At 56.2% G+C, this 19,177-nt stretch carries 19 protein-coding genes; 9 read left to right on the top strand and 10 right to left on the bottom strand.

What is annotated here, in order from left to right; genetic code table 11:
- Positions 1 to 25: 25 nt before the first annotated feature.
- Both ACI43T_RS07000 and ACI43T_RS06995 read right to left on the bottom strand, forming a co-directional pair.
- On the bottom strand, positions 26 to 646 hold the full coding sequence (locus ACI43T_RS07000; RefSeq protein WP_405386126.1) for a DUF2238 domain-containing protein: 621 nt from the start codon (positions 644 to 646) through the stop codon (positions 26 to 28).
- 46 nt (positions 647 to 692) lie between these two features.
- Positions 693 to 1,292 carry a CDP-alcohol phosphatidyltransferase family protein gene (locus ACI43T_RS06995; protein ID WP_377079539.1) on the bottom strand — a complete coding sequence of 200 codons (600 nt, stop codon included), beginning with the start codon at positions 1,290 to 1,292 and terminating at the stop codon, positions 693 to 695.
- A gap of 118 nt (positions 1,293 to 1,410) precedes the next feature.
- Here ACI43T_RS06995 and queC point away from each other — a divergent pair, with 118 nt between their 5' ends.
- Complete coding sequence (queC, locus tag ACI43T_RS06990) at positions 1,411 to 2,070, top strand: 7-cyano-7-deazaguanine synthase QueC (protein ID WP_377079525.1); 660 nt, start codon at positions 1,411 to 1,413, stop codon at positions 2,068 to 2,070.
- Positions 2,071 to 2,110: 40 nt separating this feature from the next.
- Here the strand turns inward: queC and ACI43T_RS06985 are convergent, their stop codons facing one another.
- On the bottom strand, positions 2,111 to 2,227 hold the full coding sequence (locus ACI43T_RS06985; protein ID WP_377079524.1) for a class IIb bacteriocin, lactobin A/cerein 7B family: 117 nt from the start codon (positions 2,225 to 2,227) through the stop codon (positions 2,111 to 2,113).
- 302 nt (positions 2,228 to 2,529) lie between these two features.
- On the opposite strand from ACI43T_RS06985, the gene ACI43T_RS06980 reads away from it, so the two are divergent.
- The 5 genes from ACI43T_RS06980 to ACI43T_RS06960 all read left to right on the top strand — a co-directional run bounded on the left by ACI43T_RS06980 (position 2,530) and on the right by ACI43T_RS06960 (position 6,312).
- Positions 2,530 to 3,282 carry a DUF4336 domain-containing protein gene (locus ACI43T_RS06980; RefSeq protein ID WP_377079523.1) on the top strand — a complete coding sequence of 251 codons (753 nt, stop codon included), beginning with the start codon at positions 2,530 to 2,532 and terminating at the stop codon, positions 3,280 to 3,282.
- Positions 3,283 to 3,342: 60 nt separating this feature from the next.
- The gene (gene queD, locus ACI43T_RS06975; protein WP_405386123.1) at positions 3,343 to 3,765 is read left to right on the top strand and encodes a 6-carboxytetrahydropterin synthase QueD; all 423 of its coding nucleotides are present in this window, start codon (positions 3,343 to 3,345) and stop codon (positions 3,763 to 3,765) included.
- A gap of 265 nt (positions 3,766 to 4,030) precedes the next feature.
- On the top strand, positions 4,031 to 4,402 hold the full coding sequence (locus tag ACI43T_RS06970) for a DUF1304 domain-containing protein (RefSeq protein WP_405386121.1): 372 nt from the start codon (positions 4,031 to 4,033) through the stop codon (positions 4,400 to 4,402).
- Positions 4,399 to 5,037 carry a 7-carboxy-7-deazaguanine synthase QueE gene (locus tag ACI43T_RS06965; protein WP_405386119.1) on the top strand — a complete coding sequence of 213 codons (639 nt, stop codon included), beginning with the start codon at positions 4,399 to 4,401 and terminating at the stop codon, positions 5,035 to 5,037. The genes ACI43T_RS06970 and ACI43T_RS06965 overlap by 4 nt, the downstream gene beginning before the upstream one ends.
- Before the next feature lie 126 nt (positions 5,038 to 5,163).
- Positions 5,164 to 6,312: a 5-methyltetrahydropteroyltriglutamate--homocysteine S-methyltransferase gene (locus tag ACI43T_RS06960; protein WP_405386117.1), complete on the top strand. Its 1,149-nt coding sequence runs from the start codon at positions 5,164 to 5,166 to the stop codon at positions 6,310 to 6,312.
- 85 nt (positions 6,313 to 6,397) lie between these two features.
- Here the strand turns inward: ACI43T_RS06960 and ACI43T_RS06955 are convergent, their stop codons facing one another.
- The 6 genes from ACI43T_RS06955 to ACI43T_RS06930 all read right to left on the bottom strand — a co-directional run bounded on the left by ACI43T_RS06955 (position 6,398) and on the right by ACI43T_RS06930 (position 11,337).
- Positions 6,398 to 7,156: an iron ABC transporter ATP-binding protein gene (locus ACI43T_RS06955; protein WP_377079519.1), complete on the bottom strand. Its 759-nt coding sequence runs from the start codon at positions 7,154 to 7,156 to the stop codon at positions 6,398 to 6,400.
- Positions 7,157 to 7,236: 80 nt separating this feature from the next.
- Positions 7,237 to 7,860, bottom strand: coding sequence for an FmdE family protein (locus tag ACI43T_RS06950; protein ID WP_377079518.1), 624 nt, complete (start codon positions 7,858 to 7,860; stop codon positions 7,237 to 7,239).
- A gap of 68 nt (positions 7,861 to 7,928) precedes the next feature.
- Positions 7,929 to 8,903 carry an iron chelate uptake ABC transporter family permease subunit gene (locus ACI43T_RS06945; protein WP_405386115.1) on the bottom strand — a complete coding sequence of 325 codons (975 nt, stop codon included), beginning with the start codon at positions 8,901 to 8,903 and terminating at the stop codon, positions 7,929 to 7,931.
- Positions 8,893 to 9,861 carry an ABC transporter permease gene (locus ACI43T_RS06940; RefSeq protein ID WP_405386113.1) on the bottom strand — a complete coding sequence of 323 codons (969 nt, stop codon included), beginning with the start codon at positions 9,859 to 9,861 and terminating at the stop codon, positions 8,893 to 8,895. The genes ACI43T_RS06945 and ACI43T_RS06940 overlap by 11 nt, the downstream gene beginning before the upstream one ends.
- Positions 9,862 to 9,948: 87 nt before the next feature.
- Positions 9,949 to 10,146 carry a DUF1737 domain-containing protein gene (locus ACI43T_RS06935; RefSeq protein ID WP_003767583.1) on the bottom strand — a complete coding sequence of 66 codons (198 nt, stop codon included), beginning with the start codon at positions 10,144 to 10,146 and terminating at the stop codon, positions 9,949 to 9,951.
- Positions 10,147 to 10,368: 222 nt separating this feature from the next.
- Positions 10,369 to 11,337, bottom strand: a complete 969-nt coding sequence (locus ACI43T_RS06930; protein ID WP_009174802.1) for a siderophore ABC transporter substrate-binding protein — start codon at positions 11,335 to 11,337, stop codon at positions 10,369 to 10,371.
- A 239-nt stretch (positions 11,338 to 11,576) separates the two neighbouring features.
- On the opposite strand from ACI43T_RS06930, the gene ACI43T_RS06925 reads away from it, so the two are divergent.
- On the top strand, positions 11,577 to 13,046 hold the full coding sequence (locus tag ACI43T_RS06925; protein WP_377079514.1) for a protein adenylyltransferase SelO: 1,470 nt from the start codon (positions 11,577 to 11,579) through the stop codon (positions 13,044 to 13,046).
- Between the two features lie 71 nt (positions 13,047 to 13,117).
- Here the strand turns inward: ACI43T_RS06925 and smc are convergent, their stop codons facing one another.
- Positions 13,118 to 16,603: a chromosome segregation protein SMC gene (gene smc, locus ACI43T_RS06920; RefSeq protein WP_377079513.1), complete on the bottom strand. Its 3,486-nt coding sequence runs from the start codon at positions 16,601 to 16,603 to the stop codon at positions 13,118 to 13,120.
- 507 nt (positions 16,604 to 17,110) lie between these two features.
- On the opposite strand from smc, the gene ACI43T_RS06915 reads away from it, so the two are divergent.
- Entirely contained in the window at positions 17,111 to 18,007 is an 897-nt protein-coding gene (locus ACI43T_RS06915) for an OmpA family protein (protein ID WP_293275922.1), read from the top strand.
- Positions 18,008 to 18,029: 22 nt separating this feature from the next.
- Positions 18,030 to 19,177 (top strand): Ig-like domain-containing protein (locus ACI43T_RS06910; RefSeq protein WP_405386109.1); only part of this gene is annotated, 1,148 nt, incomplete at its 3' end.

The following is a 19,177-nucleotide window of genomic DNA, read 5'->3' as shown; positions in this document are numbered from 1 at the left end:
GATTTTGGGCTGTTTTCCGCCTTATTCAACGGCTGCCGAGCCGCTTGTCCGGCCGCGCGAACACAAACACTGCCAGCGAAGTCAGTGCGCCCAGCGTGTCGGCGAGCATGTCTTTTTGCGCGTCCCAAATATCGCCTTGCGAACCGAGCACTTCCAGCCCCGCCTCGCCGCCCTCAATCACCGCATACTGCCATTCGATGATTTCGTAAATGGCGGCGACACTTATGATGAAGAACAGGGAGAAAAACAGGGCAAGGGCAGGGCGGCAGATTTTGCGGCGCAACAGCCATTCCGCCATCGGATAGGCGTAGAAACCGATGATATAGTGTCCGACGCGGTCGAAATGGTTGCGCCCTTCGCCTAAGAACGGCGCAAGCAGGCGGTTTGCCCAATCGAATGGGACATCGGCGAAGGTGTAGTGCGCGCCGATGGTGTGCATAATCAGCCAGAAGCTCATGAATACATAAGCCAGATTGCTGAACCGGAACAGGCGGTAAGTGGCGATAAGCGCGACAAATACGGTGGAAACGGGGAGGATTTCGGCGTACCAAACGGCGCGGTCGGACGGGTTGATGCCCGACCAGACGATAAGTGCGGCAATGAAAACCGTGAGCAGCAAAGGGATGATGTGCGAAGTTTTTTGCATAAAGTTTGTCGTGTTATCAATGGAATGGAAGAGAGAGAAACGATTTTCAGACGGCCTTCAAACCATTGACGACGCGCTTATAGCAGGTGTAAACCAATGCCGCGCAAGCCAGCCACATGACGATGTAGAAAACCGCATGGAAGCTGCCCGCCACCGCATACCACACCGCCAGTACGCCGATAAAGAACGCGCGGTCGCTCTTGCCGAACGGCCCGTCATAACGCCGACCGTTGCCGTGTACCTGCCCCAACACGCCGCAAAATTCGGTCATTGCCGCAAGCCAGACAAACAGGCCGATTTGCGCGCCGTCAAACGGGGCGATAAAGGCGAAAGGCAGATACAGCGCGGCATCGGCGGCAACATCGGTGATTTCGTTCAGATAGCCGCCCAATGCCGACTGCTGACCGAACTCGCGCGCCAGCATCCCGTCCACCGCGTTCAACGCCATGCGGACAAACAGCCACACGGGCAACAGCCAAAACAAGGCAGGAACCTGCGCGCCGAGCGACAGCAGCAGCCCGACCGCGACCGACACCGCGCAAGCCGCCAGCGTAACCTGATTGGCGGTTACACCGCGGTTATAAAGCGCGCGCACCAGCGGGCGCAGCAGGTTTTGGAATTTGGGTTTAAGGGCGTAGATGCTCATCATTATGCCGTATGAAAAAAACAAAGTGCCGCGATTATAGACGAAATCCGTTATAATCCGTCAACTTTCCCACCACGCGGTTCGCAAACCTCCCGCGTTACCAAAACTAGGATTCACCATGCAAAACCAACAAGCCTTGGTCATCTTCTCCGGCGGTCAGGACTCCACCACCTGCCTGATTCAGGCGATTCAAACCTACGGGCGCGAAAACGTCCAAGCCATCACCTTCCAATACGGACAACGCCACGCCGTCGAGCTGGATCGCGCCCGCTGGATTGCGCAGGATTTGGGCGTCAAACAAACCGTACTCGACTTGAGCCTGATGCAGCAGATTACGCACAACGCCCTGATGGACGACACCGCCGCCATCGAAACCGCTTCAGACGGCCTGCCCAATACCTTCGTGGACGGACGCAACGCCCTGTTCCTGCTCTACGCCGCCATCTACGCCAAAGGACAAGGCATCAGGCACATCATCGCGGGCGTGTGCGAAACCGACTTCTCCGGCTATCCCGACTGCCGCGACGTGTTCGTCAAATCCATGAACGTCACCCTCAATCTGGCGATGGACTACGCCTTCCAAATCCACACCCCGCTGATGTACCTGACCAAAGCGCAAACTTGGGCGCTGGCGGACGAACTGGGCGCGCTGGACTACATCCGCGAGCAGACCCACACCTGCTACAACGGCATCGTCGGCGGCTGCCACGAATGCCCAAGCTGCGTGTTGCGCGAGCGCGGGCTGGCGGAATATTTGGAAGGCAAAAAGGCCGTCTGAAAAACGGTTTTCAGACGGCCTGAGCGGTATTGCTATACTTTTAGTATGCAGGTGGTGAGTTTGCGATAACTAAGCCGATACCAATAACACCAGCGGCTATAAGGGGCAAGAAACCACCAGAAACTTGTTCCAATTCATGTGAATTTAAAACAGTCATAATTAACTCCTTTTGTTTAAAAAAACGCCGTAAGATGTTTTCAAAACACATGCTGGCAGTCGCTCAACCTGTATTTTGAATTGTCTTACTTGAATTTAGTGGGCTGTTGGTTAGGAAAGTTCATTTTAAAACGGACAGCCTGACAATTTTTTGCTTTTGCTGGAGTGCCTGACCAAGGCGCGGGCTGACGGAATATTTGGGAAGCAAAAAGGCCGTCTGAAAAAAGTGTTCCGTCCGTAGTGGGAACGTCTGAGGCAAGAGGGCGGTCGAATAATAAGCCGAGAACAACTGTAAGGGCCGTCATGACCGACAAAATCCATTTCTACCACCCGCTCCATACCCTGAAACCTTTTTCAGACGGCATCTGGATTGCCGACGGAAAAGTCATACACATGAATTTTCCGCTGGGTATCAAAGTGCCGTTCAGCACCCGCATGACCGTCGTGCGCCTGAACGACGGCGGGTTGTGGTGCCATTCGCCGATTGAACCCGTGCCCGAACTGCTGCGGCAAATCGACGCGCTCGGCGAAGTCCGCCATCTGGTTTCGCCCAACAAAATCCACTACGCCCACATCGCCGCGTGGAAACGGCATTACCCGCAGGCGCTTGCGTGGGCAAGTTCGGGCGTGCGCGAACGGGCGGCGTCGCAGCATATTGCCGTTTGTTTCGATGCCGACCTCGGTGCCGCCGCGCCGCCGCAATGGGCGGACGATTTGGCGCAAATGCCGTTTGCGGGCAGCGCAGCGATGGAGGAAACCGTGTTTTTCCACCGCGCGAGCCGAACCCTGATACTGGCCGATTTGATTGAAAACTTCGAAACCGCCAAATTTCCCAACCGCTTTTGGGCGGGCGTGATGAAACTGACGGGTATCGCCGACCCCGACGGCAAAGCCCCCGCCGACTGGCGCGCCACCTTCAAAAACAAAACCGCCGCCCGCGCCTGCCTGAAGCAGATGCTGGACTGGCAGCCCGAAAAAATCATACTGGCGCACGGCCGCTGCTATGAAACCGGCGGCACGGACGAACTGCGCCGCGCGTTCAGATGGCTGGATTAGTCCTGCGGCGGCTGTTTTGTTGAAAAATAATTTATCCGCTGTGTTTGCAAAGAACAAACCATGAAAATTACCAAGATATTCACCTTCGACTCCTCGCACATGCTCGACGGGCATGACGGCAAATGCCAAAACCTGCACGGGCATACCTACAAACTCGAAATCACCGTTTCAGACGACCCCGTCAGGGGCGGGCCGAAAGACGGCATGGTGATGGATTTCACCGACCTCAAAGCCATTGTGAAAAAACACATTGCCGACCCCTTCGACCACGCGTTTATCTACAACGGCGGCAACGGCCGCGAGTGCCAAATCGCCGCGCTCTTGGAGGGCTGGAACATGAAAACCCTGTGTCTGCCCTGCCGCACCACTGCCGAAAATATGGCGGTCGAAATGTATGACCGTTTGAAAAACGCGGGGCTGAAAGTGTGCAGCGTGAAATTGTGGGAAACGCCGACATCGTGTGCGGAATATGAAGGGGAGTAGGGAATATCTTGCACGTATCGATATAGTAAATTCAAATAAGGCATGCCCAACCGCGTCATTCCCGCGCAGGCGGGAATCCAGACTTTGGTTTTTCAGGAATATTTAAAAATTGCAGCAATTCCAACCCTCTGGATTCCCGCCTGCGCGGGAATGACGGTGTGGGGCGTCCTTATTTGCTTACCGTAAAATGGTTTTTTCTTCTGTACGGATTCCCCGTTTTTTCAGACGGCCTTCCATACCAACACACCCATTAAAAGGAACACCCATGAAACTCCTCTCCACCCTCTTAGTCCTCCTCGTCGCCGCCGAACATTTCTACATCGCCTGGCTTGAAATGACGCAGATTCCCAGCGAAAAAGCGGCGGAAATGTTCAAGCTGCCTTATGAATTTATGGAACAAAAGCGCGTGCAGACTCTGTTCAGCAACCAAGGGCTGTATAACGGCTTTCTCGGCATCGGGCTGATTTGGTCGCGGTTTGCCGCGCCGGACAACGCCGTTTACGGGGCGACGATTCTGTTTCTCGGCTTCGTATTGATTGCCGCCGCATGGGGCGCGTTCTCTTCCGGCAACAAAGGCATACTCGTCAAACAAGGTCTGCCCGCGATGCTGGCAGCGGCGGCGGTGTTGGCGGTATGAAAAAAATCAGCGTCGCCCCCGAAAATCCGCAATACCGCATCGTTGAAATTTTCGAGAGCCTGCAAGGTGAGGGCTGGAATACAGGAATGCCTGCCGTTTTCGTCCGTTTGGGCAAATGCAATCTGGCGTGCGGCTGGTGTGATACCGATTATTTGAAATTCGGCATGATGAGCCTGTCCGACATCTTAGGCCGTCTGAAAACCTACACCGCCCGCAATATCATCATTACTGGCGGCGAGCCGACCATTCAGCCGCATCTCAATACGCTGCTGGATGCGCTCAAAGCCGAAGGCTATTTCCTCTGTATCGAAACCAACGGCCTCAAACCCGCGCCGCCGCAAATCGACTACGTCGCCACCAGCCCCAAAGCCTGCTATGCCGACAAATACGAAACAAACTGCATCGCCGAAGCCGACGAAGTGCGCATCGTGGCGGACGGCGATGTCGTTGCGTTTTGCGAAAACATGGAACGCAAAATCCGCGCGCGCCATTACTACCTTTCGCCCTGCGAACAAAACGGCGTGATGAATATCTATGACACCATCCGCCAAATCGGTATCTTAAACAGCCGTCCCGACGCGCCCGTGCATTGGCAGTTGAGCGTGCAGACGCACAAATGGGCGGGGATAGAGTAGGCCTTCCCGCGTTTGATGCGAAGATAACGGACAGGCCGTCTGAAAACCCTTTTCAGACGGCCTGTCTGTTTTGCTTTCTGCTATACTTAACCCGATAGGATTTTGTTTTCTTATTAAAGGAACATCATGAGCAAACTCTTTCCCAATGCCGTTATGCGCACCCGCGCCCCTTACCGTTTCGACATCGTCGGCAGCTTCCTGCGTCCCGACTCCCTGAAGCAGGCGCGCCGCCGTTGCGCCTGCGGCGAATGCAGCCTTGAAGAGATGCACCGCGTCGAAGACAGGGAAATCGCCACACTGATTGCCAAAGAAAAAGCGGTCGGCCTGCCCAACGTAACCGACGGCGAGTTCCGCCGCACATGGTGGCATCTGGATTTCCTGTTCGAACTGCTGGGCGTGGAGCTGGCGGAGGCGGAAGAATACAGCACCAAATTCCAAGCGCACATGCACCGCCCCGTTACCCTGAAAATCACCGGCAAAATCGAATTTCCGAACGCGCATCCGTTTTTGGCGCATTTCAAGGCATTGCAGGAAGAGGCGGGCGGCCATCCGGTGAAATTCACCATCCCGTCGCCGAGTATGCTGCACCTGATTACCTGCGTGCGCACGCCCAACCCGCAGCTTATCGAACGCTATGCGGGCCGCAACGACCTGCTGCTGGCCGACATTACCGCAGCCTATGTCAAAGCCGTCAACGCGCTGTATGATGCGGGCTGCCGCATCCTCCAGCTTGACGACACTTCGTGGGGCGAGTTCTGTTCGGAAGAAAAACGCGCGCTGTATCAGGCGCAAGGGGTGGATGTGGATGCGACCGCCCGCAGCTATGTGAAGATGCTGAACGACATCCGCGCCGCCGCGCCGGCGGATATGGTGCTTACCATGCATGTCTGCCGCGGCAATTTCCGTTCGACATGGTTCTCCAGCGGCGATTACGAACCGGTGGCCGAAATCCTGTTCGGCGGCTGCAACGTCGACGGTTTTTTTCTGGAATACGACAGCGACCGCGCCGGCAGCTTCAAACCGCTGCGCTTCATTAAAAACCAGCAGGTCGTGCTGGGGCTGGTAACGTCCAAATCGGGCGAACTGGAAGACCGCGACGCCGTTATCGGGCGCATCAGGGAAGCCGCGCAGTATGTGGACATCAACCAGTTATGCCTCAGCCCGCAATGCGGTTTCGCCTCCACCGAAGAGGGCAACGTGCTGACCGAGGAAGAGCAGTGGAAGAAACTGGCGCTGATCCGCAGCATCGTAGAAGAAGTGTGGGGCAACGCTTAAGGCCGGTCCCCGTAGTTGCCGTCAGGCCGTCTGAAAACGGATTACGTCCTTTTCAGACGGCCTTTCCTTTTGCGGTTTGCCGCCGTCAAACATGGTGCACAATCAGCTTCTTGCCCTGATAATCCAGCACCGCCACATCCATATCAAACAAATCCCTGATATTTTCTTCCGTAAACACCTCTTCCGGCCTGCCGGTCAGGGCTACGCGGCCGTTTTTCATCGCCACCACGAAATCCGCATACGCCGCCGCCTGATTGATGTCGTGCAGCACCACCACCGTCGTGCGCTCGTGTTCGTGCGTCAGCCGCTGCAACAGGCGCATCAGCGCGCGGGCGTGGTACATGTCCAGATTGTTCAGCGGTTCGTCCAGCAGCACATAGTCAGTACATTGGCAGAACACCATTGCAATCATCGCCCGCTGCCGCTGCCCGCCCGAAAGCTCGGTCAGGTAGCGGTCGGCGAAACTTTCGAGCCGGAACTCGCCAAGCGCGTTTCCGACAACCGCCTTGTCCGTTTCAGACGGCCTGCCCTGATGGTAGGGGTAACGTCCGAACATCAGCAGGTCGCGCACGGTGATGCGGCTCATGATGCTGTTTTCCTGCGTCAGAATCGACAGCGTTTTGGCCAGTTCGGCGGTCGGCGTGGAGGAAACGTCTTTGCCCGCATAACTGATCCGGCCGTGTTCCAGCGGGCGCAGGCGCGCCATAAACGACAGCAGCGTCGATTTGCCCGCGCCGTTCGGCCCGATAAGCGCGGTAATCCCGCCCTGCGGAATCTCAAGGCTGACATCGTCTAGGATAAGTTGGGAGCCGATTTTGTGGCTGACGTTGCGGATGCTGATCATGGTGTCTGAACGGTGTGTGTTGGAATGAAGGCGGTATGTTTGTTTAAAACGGGTGATGGGGCCGTCTGAACAATACGGGACTAAACCTCGCGCACGTCCACAAATTGCGGGTCGTCGGCCAAATCCAGCAGAAACGCCTTCACCCGCGCCTGCCAGAGTTCGCCGAAGCGTTTGAGTTCTTCCGGCGTGGCCGCTCCGCCGACGGCTTTGGGCATGAGTTCGCGCATTTCGGGCGCGAAGGGGTACATGCCTGCGTTGAGGCTGACGGCGACGGTTTTGCCGTTGTCTTTGCGGCGCAGGGTCAGCACGGCGTCGGTGCCGGCGTCGAAACTCAAGAGGTTGCGGCGGGAAAACCGTCCGCGCGGGCCGATGCCGCCGAAACCGGTTTCCGGCGCGGCGCCGGTCAGAAGCTGGGCGACGGCCGCGGTTACGCCGACCGTTCCCTCGTCGCGCGCGCCCTGCATGGCGACTTCGATTTCGCCGCGCTGCGGCAGCTCGGTACCGTACAGCGCCTGCAAGCCTTTGAGCACCATCAGATAAGCGCCGGCGACGGTAGGGCAGGAATGCCCGCACAGGCGCACGGCGTCGGCATAGCGGTATTCCATGATGCCGTGCTCCGCCGCGCCGAGAAATTCGGCGAGCTTGTCCTGCACCCGCAATACGGGTGCCCGATTGAAAAATTCGGGGTATTTTACCTGGGTCATGACCATCTCCTTATGAGGCCGTCTGAAAACACAAAGGGCGGGCGGTGCCGCGTTTTCAGACGGCCTGTTTATTTCCGTTTCCTTAAAATCAAATACAAAAACACCAGCCCGCCCGCAAATTCGACCACCACGCTCAATACGGCCTTCATGCCCAGCAGGTGTTCGAACAGGGTTTGCCCGCCGACCAGCAGGATGCCCGCGGTGCAGAAGGCCAGCGGCAGGCGCATGGCGTGTTTCATGCTGGAGGCGAGGTGGTTGGTCAGCGCGGCGACGAGCAGGCCGAAGAAGCTGACCGGGCCGACCACGGCGGTGGAAGTGGCGGTTAGCGCGGCAATCCAGAGCAATATCCACAAAGTATTGCGCGTGTAGTTTATGCCCAGATTGACGGTTTGGTCGCGGCCGAGCATATAGACGTCGAGGCGGTGGCGTTCGCGCCAGACGAAGAACACGCTGGCGGCGATGACCGCCGCACCGATGCCGAGCAGCTTTTGGTTGACGGTATTGAACGAAGCGAAGGTATAGGCCTGGGCGACGGCAAATTCCTCCGGGTCTATCATGCGTTGCAGCAGCGACGAAAGGCTGCGGAACAAAACACCGAAAATCACCCCTATCAGTATCATCCGCGCCAAATCGCGCCCGCCCTGTTTCATCAGGATGAAAAACAGCAGCACCGAGCCGCCCATCATCGCAACCAGTTCGAAGCCGAACTTGCCCGCCGGCGGCAACTGCGAATAACCCGCGCCGCCGAGGGCAAACACGAGCAGCGTCTGCAAAAAGATGTACAGCGAATCGAAGCCGAGGATGGAGGGAGTGAGAATCGGATTGTTGGTCAGCGTCTGGAAAAGCATGGTTGACACGCCCACGGCATAGGCCACCGTCAGCAGCGCGGCGAGTTTGCCCAGCCGCAGCGGCAGCACGAAATCCCAGTTGCCGCCCGCGTCCAGCGTAAGGAACAGGGCGCACGAAGCCAGCAGCAGGGCGGCCGCCGTCCACAGCGGCCGGCTGCTGCCCTGCATGAATCCGATATGGTTTTCAGACGGCATGGGCGGGCTTCCTCAGCAATAACCACAAAAACAGCACCGTACCCGCTACGCCGAACACGACGGACACGGGGATTTCAAACGGAAACACGATGACGCGGCCGATGATGTCGCACAACAAAACCGACGACGCGCCGAGCAGGGCGACCGCCGGCAGGCTGCGGCGCAGCCTGTCGCCCATGATGCGGCTGACGATGTTGGGCACGACCAGCCCGATAAACGGAATATTGCCGACGGTAACCACCACCAGCGAGGTAATCAGCGCGACGATAACCAATCCCGACCACAATATCGTATTGCGGTTCAGGCCGAGGTTGACGCTGACCGTTTCGCCCAGGCCAGCGATGGTGAGCCGGTCGGCAATCAGATAGGCCGCCAGCGCCAGTATGCCGGTGAACCACAGCAGTTCGTAGCGGCCGAGCAGCACGCCGGAGAAATCGCCCTGTTGCCAGATGCCGAGCATTTGCAGCATATCGGTTTCGTAACCGATAAACACCGCCGCCGATTCAATCACGCCGCCGAAGATAATCCCCACCAGCGGCACCATCAGCTGCGCCGTCGGCGGCAGCCTGCGGATTAAGGCCATGAACAGCAGCATCCCCGTCAGCGCGGCCGCGGCGGCCACTGCCATTTTCCCCATCAGCGCCGCGGCAGGGAAAAACAGCGACATCAGCAGCAGGCCCAGCGCTGCGCTCTGGCTGGCGCCGACCATCGAAGGTTCGACAAAGCGGTTGCGCATCAGAATCTGCATAATCATCCCCGCCACCGCCATCGACGCGCCGGTCAACACGAGGGCCGACGTGCGCGGCAGGCGGCTGACGAGCATGAGCCGCATGTCGTCCGACAGCGAAAGGACGTGCCGCCAGCTGAAATCGGCAACGCCGACGGAGAGGCTGACGATAAAGAGTACCGCCAGCGCCAGCAGGTTCGACAGGTTGAAATAAGAAGGTTTCGGAGACATAGGTTCGGTGGGGACGGGTTTCAGACGGCCTCAAACCGTCATCGTGGCCGTCTGAAAAACAAAAACGAAAACCGGCGGCGCGTCCGGTCAGTATTCCGACAGCGGTTTTTCCGGGTCGTAGCCGCCGTCGCTTTCCTTAACGACGGCCTGCCCGCAGATAATGTGTTCGCCGTCGAACGTGAGGGTGGGGTTGCCGTACAGCTCCCAGCCGTTTTGCAGTGCTTCGGTAACGCGGCGGCAGAACGAGGCGTCGTCCGGTCCGGTGAGGTAGCGGTAGAGTTTCATGAGCAGTTTCTCCAGTGTGAAAACATTTTCAGACGGCCTCAAAAGCAGGACGGGGCCGTCTGAAACAGTATAGTGAAATATCTAAAAAACAGTAACGGCCATATTCGGTAATCTACTCTTTCCGAGCGGCGGGAAGGGGGCGGAAAAGGGACAAGACTGCCGTTGCGGCACACAGGCCGTCTGAAATCCCACTGCCGCCATGCCAGATTCCGCGCTGTCGGTTTATTTGGCGGCGTTAAACGCTTCCGTTACCTGTTTGGACGCATTCAGCAATTCCTGGGCGCCGCCTGCGGCAAGGTAGGTTTCCGGCGGCAGGTAGACCACCTGTCCCTTTTTCCAAGCCGTCGTTTCGGCCACCAGCGGATTGTCCAAAACGTCTTTGGCCGCCTTACCTTCCTCGCCGATGGCGGCAGAACGGTCCAGTACAAACAACCAGTCGGGATTGGTTTTTTTAATGTATTCGAACGTAACGGGCTGGCCGTGGTTGCCCTTTTCCTTGATGGAGGAATCGGCGGCAGGCACGCCGATGTCTTGGTGAAGCCAGCCGCCCAGGCGCGAGCCGGTGCCGAAGGCGGACATCTTGCCGCCGTTGACCAGAATCACCAGCCCCTTGCCCTTGCCCAGGGCGGCGGCCTTGGCCGCTTCAAACGAAGCGTCGATTTCCGCTTTCAATTTGTCCGCTTCCGCCTGTTTGCCGAAAATCTGCGCCAGCGCGTCGATGCGCTCTTTCGCACTGTCTTTCAGGTGCGCGGTGTCGGCGGTCATTTCGATGGTGGGGGCAATCCGGCTCAGTTGGTCGAACGCTTTGGCCGTGCGGCTGCCGATGATGACAAGCTGCGGCTTGTAGGCGTTCAACGCCTCATAGTCAGGTTCGAACAGCGTTCCCGCCGGTTTGGTCTGCTTGAAATAGGCGTCGAGATAGGGCAGCAGGTTTTTGTCGACGGACATGCCCGTCGGCACGCCCAGCTTGTTTAAAGTATCAAGCATACCGAAGTCGTACACGGCGACGCGCTCCGGATTCTGCGGAACGGCCGCCTCGCCCCGTGTGGTTTTGACCGTAACGCTCGGTCCTTCGATTTTGGCGGACGCCATCACGCCGGAAGCGGAACCGGCGGGCTGGGCGGAATCTTTCTGCGAACATGCGCCTAATGCCAAAGCGCAGCATACGGCAAGAGCGGTGAAACGTAACATTTTGATTGTGTCTCCAGGCAGGATGAGGCCGTCTGAAACGACGGGTAAGAAAGGATGAGAATTATTCGCTTTTATTTTGACATAAACCAATCATATTTGCCAGCGCGCCAAACGGATGGCCTGAAGGGTGGGGAGCGGTGTATCGTGCGGAATAGATTTTTCAAATCATTATCTGGGTTTCTATTGCCTGCTGAATGTGCTATCGTGCCGGCAAAAACAACCGCCCGTCAGGATTTCCCATGTCCCGCAATCTTTCCCTGCAACCGCCGCAGTTTGCCGAGTTGCCCGCTACATTCTACTCAAGCGTCAATCCCGAACCCTTGAACCGGCCATATTGGGTGGCCTTCAATCCCCGTTTGGCGGAAGCATTGGGCTTGGATGAGGATTTTCAGACGGCCTCCAACCTCGCCTATCTCTCCGGCAGCGCGGAACATTACCGGCCGCAGCCGCTGGCAACCGTGTACAGCGGCCATCAGTTCGGCGCGTATACCCCGCGGCTGGGCGACGGGCGCGCGCTGTTGCTGGGCGATTCTGAAGACAGGCACGGCCGGCGTTGGGAATGGCAGCTCAAAGGCGCGGGCAAAACGCCGTATTCCCGCTTTGCCGACGGCCGCGCGGTGCTGCGTTCGAGCATACGCGAATACCTCTGTTCCGAAGCCATGCACGGTTTGGGCATCCCGACCACGCGCGCGTTGGCCTTGTGCGGCAGCCAAGACCCCGTGTACCGCGAACGGCAGGAAACCGCCGCCGTTTTGACGCGCGTCGCACCGAGCTTTATCCGCTTCGGCCACTTCGAATACCTGTTTTACCAAGGCCGCGAAGCCGAATTGAAACTGCTCGCCGACTTTCTGATCCGTCATCATTATCCCGACTGCCGTGCCGCCGCCAACCCCTACGCCGAACTGTTGCACCAAATCGGCCTTCGCACCGCCTCGCTTGCCGCCGCATGGCAGAGCGTCGGTTTCTGCCACGGCGTGCTGAATACCGACAATATGTCCGCGCTGGGGATGACGATAGACTACGGCCCGTTCGGTTTTATGGACGCCTACGACCGCCATCATGTCAGCAATCATTCCGATGGCAAGGGCCGCTACGCCTACAACGCCCAGCCCTATATCGCGCACTGGAATTTTTCCGCACTGGCCAACTGCTTTGAAAGCCTTGTGCCCGAAGAGTTTATCAATCAAACGCTCGAACAGTGGCCCGATGTTTTTCAGACGGCCTATCTGCACAAAATGCGCGGAAAACTCGGTTTGCAACACGCCGAAAGCGGCGATGATGCCTTGATTGCCGACCTGTTTGCCGCCTTGCAGGACGGCAGCGTCGATTTCACCCTGTTTTTCAGGCATCTGGCCAAAATCAGCCATGTCCACGGCGACCCGCTGCCGCTTGAATTGGAAAACCTGTTCGGCGGCAACGTAACGCCGGTGTTCAATCTCTGGCTGGGTTTATACCGACGGCGGCTGCGCGGCGAAAACAGCCGTCCCGCCGAACGCGCGGAACGCATGAACCGCACCAACCCGCTGTACGTTTTGCGTAACCATCTTGCCGAACAGGCCATTGTTTTGGCGCAAAGCGGCGACTACCGCGAAATCGAACGCCTGCGCCGCTGCTTGGAAAACCCGTTTGAAGAGCGTACGGAGTTCGCCGATTTCGCCGAACCGCCGCCTGCGGGCAGTACGCCTGTCCGGGTAAGCTGCTCGAGTTGAACGGAACGGACATATTGGAAAAAAGGCCGTCTGAAACATTCAGACGGCCTTTTGTGTGCCGGAAAACCCTGTCAGGCCGGCTCCGCCATTTCCAACGCCTGTTTGATGTCCACGGCGACGACGCGCGATACGCCTTTTTCCTGCATGGTTACGCCGACCAGCTGTTCTGCCATTTCCATGGTCAGGCGGTTGTGGGAGATGTAGAGGAACTGGGTTTGCGCCGACATTTCTTTGACCAAGTTGCAGAAACGCGAAGTGTTGGCATCGTCCAGCGGGGCATCGACTTCGTCCAGAAGGCAGAAGGGGGCGGGGTTGAGGCTGAACAGGGCGAACACGAGGCTCATGGCGGTAAGGGCTTTTTCGCCGCCGGAGAGGAGGTGGATGGTGCTGTTTTTCTTGCCGGGCGGGCGCGCCATGATGGACACGCCGGCGGTCAGGAGGTCGTCGCCTATCATTTTGAGGGTGGCTTCGCCGCCGCCGAACAGGGTGGGGAAGAAGGTTTGGACTTTGCCGTTGACGGCGTCGAAGGTTTCTTTGAAGCGCGCTTTGGTTTTGTCGTCGATTTGGGCGATGGCTTCTTCCAAAAGGGTGATGGCTGCCTGCACGTCTTCGCTCTGGCTGCGGTAGTAGCCGTCGCGTTCGCGCGCTTCTTCGAGTTCTTGCAGGGCGGCGAGGTTGACGGCGCCGAGGGCTTCGATTTGCTGGGTGAGGCTGCCGATGCTGCTGTTCAATACTTTCGGCGATTCTTGCGCCAACGCTTCGAGCGCATCCAAATCAGCGGCGCGTTCGGTCAGGTTTTGATGGTAGCGTTTGGCGTTAATCAGGGCTTCCTGCTGCTGCAACAGGGCGGTTTGCGTTGCTGCCTGAAGCTGCGGCAGCCTGGTTTGCAGGGCTTGTACGCGGGCGTATTGCTCCCTGCCCTGCTCCTGAATCTGCGCGAGTTTTTCCTGCACGGCGATGTATTCTTCATCCAGCGTGTGCACGGCTTCGGTCAGCTCGTCGAGCTTGATGTGCTGCTCGTCGTTTTGGAACTCGGTTTCATAGGCAAGGGCAAGCTCTTGCTGGCGTTCCTGCCAGTCCAGGGTTTGCTGTTCGAGCCGGGAGATTTGCTGCTGGTAGTTTTGTTTTTGCTGGTTAAGCTTGTGGACGGCGACTTCGGCCAGCCCGTATTGGCGGTTGGCTTCCAGCAGGGCAAGCTGCGCCTGTTTCAGACGGCCTTGTTGCTCTTGGCGGCTGTGTGCGGTGGTTTGCTGTTGGTGTTCGAGTTCGGCGGCGGCTTCCTGCAAAGTAGCGATGTCGTCTGAAAGCCCGTCGGACGTGTGTTGCAACACGGTCTGTTCTTCCGCTAACTGCGCCAGTTCGCGGGCGATGTGTTCGCGGCGGATTTGCCCTTGGTTGGTGCGCGCCAAGAGTTCGGCGGCGCGTTGCTGCGCCTGGCTGTATTGGCGCGTGTGCTGCTGTTGCTGCTGCATCAGGTTTTTATGTTGCACTTCGGACGAGCGCACGGCAGCCTCCGCCTGTTTGAACGCGGCTTCGGCGGCGGAGAGTTCGGGGGCGAGGTTTTCCAGTTCGGACGCGATGCCGTCAAGGCGCGCTTTTTGGGCAATCAGGCTTTCCTGCGCGGGTTTGGCATAGAGCAGGACGCTGACTTTATCAACCTGATGGCCTTCGGGCGTGAGCCAGATTTGGTGTGTGCCCAAATCGTTTTGATGCGCGAGGGCGTAGCTCAAATCGGGCGCGCACAATACGCCGTCGAGCCAGTGGTGCAATGCCGTCTGAAACGGCGGCTGCGCTTGGATTTGATTCAGCAATGCCTGTACGGGCAGGGATTTTTTGATGCCGCCGGAGAGGTCGTCTGAAAGCCATGCCGCCTGCCCCTGCGGCAAAGGCGCGGGCGGCACGAAGCCGTGCGGCACGGCGCGGGCGTGCAGGCGTTCGGCAAGGATAACGGACAAGGCGTGCTGCCACTCGGCGGGCGCGGTGATGTGTTGCCACAGCTGCGGCGCGGCGGCATGGTCGGTTGCCTGCCAGAAGTCGGCGGCTTCCTGCTGTTGCGACAGGATTTGCGACAACGCCTGTTGCTGCGCCTGCAAGGTAATGTGTTGCTGCTTCAGGCTTTGGAAGCGGCTTGAGGCCGTCTGAAACGCCTCGCGGGCGGCGTGTAAGGCTTCTTCGGCGGCAATGATTTGTTCTTCGTAATGCTCTTGCTGGCTTTGCAACAAGGCGGCGGCTTCCTGCGCGGCAACGGTTTCGGCCTCGTCGGGCAGGTTCAGGGCTTGGTTTTCCTGTTTCAGAAGACCTTTGCGCTCTTCGTGCTTGGCAACGGTTTGTTCGGCATGGGCAAGCTGCTGCTGCTTCAACGCCAGTTCGCGGCGGATGCGGTTTGCCTCGTCCTGCTGGGTTTGGAAGGCGGCGTTGAGCGTGGCTTGAGCTTCTTCCAATTCGGGCAGACGCTCTTCGTGTTCGGCAACCTGCATCGCCCATTCAGCCAATTCGGTTTGCTTTTCTTCGGCCTGCAACTCGTTTTCTTCAAGCTGCACGCGGATTTGCTGCTGCTCCTGATGGATGCGCTGCATCTGCGCCTGTGCCGCCTGCTTGTCGCGTTCGATGCGTTGGTGCAGGTTTTGCTGATGGCGGATTTGTTCTTCCAAACGGGCAATCTGCTCGCGCAACACGCCGCGTTTGTTGCTCAATTCGTGCACCGCCTGTTGCTGCGACTGTTCGGCGGTCTGCAAGGCGTGTACTTCGTCGTTTAACGCCTGAACCTGCGCGGCGGTTTCGTCCTGCTGCGCCTGCAAAGACTGATGCTGCGCGGTCGCCTTGTCGGCGGCGGCAAGCGATTGCTGCCATTGGGCGTAATCGAGCAAATCCTGTTGTTGGTTCAACTGCGCGGTCAGGGATTTGTAGCGTTCGGCGGTTTCCGCCTGTTTCTCCAGCTTTTCCACCTGACGCGCCAACTCATTCTGCAAATCGCCCAAACGCTGCAAATGCTCGCGCGTGTCTTTCAGACGGCCTTCCGTCTCCTTGCGGCGTTCCTTATATTTGGACACGCCCGCCGCCTCCTCGATATAGGCGCGCAACTCCTCCGGCCGCGCTTCGATGATGCGCGAAATCATCCCCTGTTCGATAACGGCATAACCGCGCGCGCCCACGCCCGTCCCCAGAAACAAATCGGTAATGTCGCGGCGGCGCACGGTCTGATTGTTGATGAAATAAGTCGATTCGCCCTGACGCGTCAGCTGCCGCTTGATGCTCACCTCGGCATACTGCCCCCACGCCCCCTGCAAACTGTGGTCGCTATTGTCAAACACCAGCTCCACCGAAGCCCTCGGCGCAGGACGGCGCGTCGCCGCACCGTTAAAAATCACGTCCTGCATACTCTCGCCGCGAAGCTGCTTCGCTGAAGCCTCACCCAACACCCAGCGCACCGCGTCAATCACATTCGACTTGCCGCAGCCGTTCGGCCCGATAACCGCAACAAGCTGCCCCGGAACATGAATCGTGGTCGGGTCGGTAAAAGATTTGAAGCCGGAGAGTTTGATGTGGGTCAGGCGCATGGGGGAGAAGGGAAAAAGACGTATTTTAACGGAAACAGACGGTGTTTTCAGGATTTGTAGAAATTTCCGAAAGCAGTTTCTTCAATAAATATAGAAATTGGCAGTATTGAAAAAAGAGAATGAAATATGATTGTTATGGCTGTTGCATAAAAGAGTCAGTTTAATCAGTAACGCCAGTAATATTATGTCTTTCAGATATTTAAATTTGCGGAATATGCTATCTTTGATGGGATTTTTCGGATAATTACACGGGATTTTAAAAGATTTTCTTTATAAATAGATAGTTATTTTTCAATTACCTATTATCACATTAAAGTACCGTTTGTATGACAAAAGGGATAATGACGTATAGAAGTTATATCATCTTTCATAATATTAGGAATGATGGATAACGACAGTCCGGATAATGCAATTAATATTGAAAACCTTGTTCTGTTATATGTCATTCATAAATTAATAACTTAATATCCGGAAATTTCTTTTAATCAAATAATCAGGAGCGTATAAATGCTGAAGTGTCGTAACGTATTATGGGGTTTGCTGCCGCTGGTGTTGCTGTCTGCCTGCGCCCATCAGAAAAAAGAAACATGGATTGATACAACCGATGCGGCCTATACGACGGATGTGCCGGATGGTCGTTCGTCCGTTGTATTTTACCGTCAAGCCAACGCTATTGAAGGTTCTACCGTCAATATCTATGTCAACAGCCAATATCTTGGTTCATTGCAGCCTAATGCCTACCGTCAGGAATTAATCTGCGCGCAGAACCAAAAATTCCATGCTGATTTCACCAAGCAGGATGCTGCCTACCAGCATAAAGCCCATTCAGGCGATTACTACAATCTGCCCGAAGGTACGGTGTCTTTCTTCAAAGTCATCAATGATGGCAGTGGCCGCCCTATATTGCAGAGCGTTTCCCCTGAACAAGCCGAAGCGGAAATGAAAGGTGTAAAACGTCAAAACCATACCTTGTCGCGCGTCGTCAGCAAAGATAAATGTGCACAAGTATTGAAAAAATACAATTTGCAAGCCTCGGCACTGTTTAAATTTGACCGTTCGGGCTATCAAGACATGTTGGAACAGGGCAAGCGCGAAGTTTCGACCATTTCTCAAGACATCAAACAAAATCCCGCAGCTGTAACCAGTGTTAACGTTGTCGGCCATACCGATCCGGAAGGCAAACCGGAATATAACGACGCGCTCTCTGTCAAACGTGCGCAAACCGTCAAACAGGCTCTGTCCTCTAGCGGCCTAGACGGCAATATCATCAGTACGCAAGGTAAAGGTGAAAGAGAATTGGTGGTAACGAATTGCCGCAAACGTTTTCCGAAAAATGCCAAAGCGCGCGAAAAGTGCGATCAACCTAACCGTCGTGTAGAAATCATTCTGCACGGTGAAAAATAACAAACGATAAAAGGTACATAAAATGTCTAAAAACATTACGTTAAAAATCAATAACGCTAAAGAAACAGTTGAAACCGTTAAATTTCAGACGGCCTCGGGCGAGGTTTTACGTATTCCCGCGCAGTCCGAAGTGAACTACCAATTCATTGATGAAGCTACACAATTCGGTCCTGAAAACATCATGACCAAACGTGTGGGCGATAATTTGGAAATTGCTTTCGAAGGTTCGGATATCAGTAATCCCGATTTGATTTTGGAAGGCTATTACTCAGAAGCAACAGATGCGTCAAAAAGCAGCCTGTTGGTCGGTCAACATGAAAACGGTGCAACTTATCCTTATGTTCCCGAAAGTGCCGAACCTTCCGAAGCAGTAACTATGCTGGCTGAAGAAGTCGTAGCGGGGCAGGCTTTGGGCGGCGAAATTATCGGAAGTATGTGGGCGTTTAATCCTTTGTGGTTGGCCGCTCTAGTTCCGTTGGGTGCCGCGGCGGCAGTTGCAGCAAACAGCCATCATGATAGTTCTGACAAATTTGCAGCAATAACAGTTGATGCACCAAATGATCAGGTTGATACGACGCCGGTTATTACCGGCACCACTACCGATGTGGAAGCGGGACAAATCGTTACAATAACGGTTAAAGACAGCGAGGGTAAGACTCAGGTTGTCAGTACAGTGGTTGTGGAAGACGGTACTTATCGGGTGGAAGTGCCTAATGAATTGCCGGACGGCGCATATACCGTTATTGCGACTGTTGCCGATAAAGCCGGTAATTCAGCTACTGCAACCGATACAGGTATGATTGATGCTGTGGTTACACTTACCGTAAATGCGCCGGATGGTGTGTCCAATGACAATACGCCCTATATCAGTGGCACGTCTGATGCCATTGGTAGTAATGTTAATCTGGTTATTACTGATTCCAAAGGTGCAACACATACCGTAACTGTACCTGTCACTGAAGAAGGAACCTATGCTGTCGATTTGAGTGAGCAGTTACCCGATGGCAAATACACTGTATCTGCAACAGTATCCAATTCTACAGGTAAAACTGCAACGGCTTCTGATACGGGTGAAATTGATACAACAGCCGTTATTACCGTTGAAGCGCCGGATTTGAGCAACGACAACACGCCGACCCTCACCGGTACCACTACCGATGTGGAAGAAGG

Origin of the sequence: Neisseria oralis (assembly GCF_045062685.1) — a bacterium.
Lineage (GTDB): Bacteria > Pseudomonadota > Gammaproteobacteria > Burkholderiales > Neisseriaceae > Neisseria > Neisseria oralis.
Note: the sequence above shows the minus strand (reverse complement) of the source record. Positions and strands in the feature narration are given on the sequence as shown.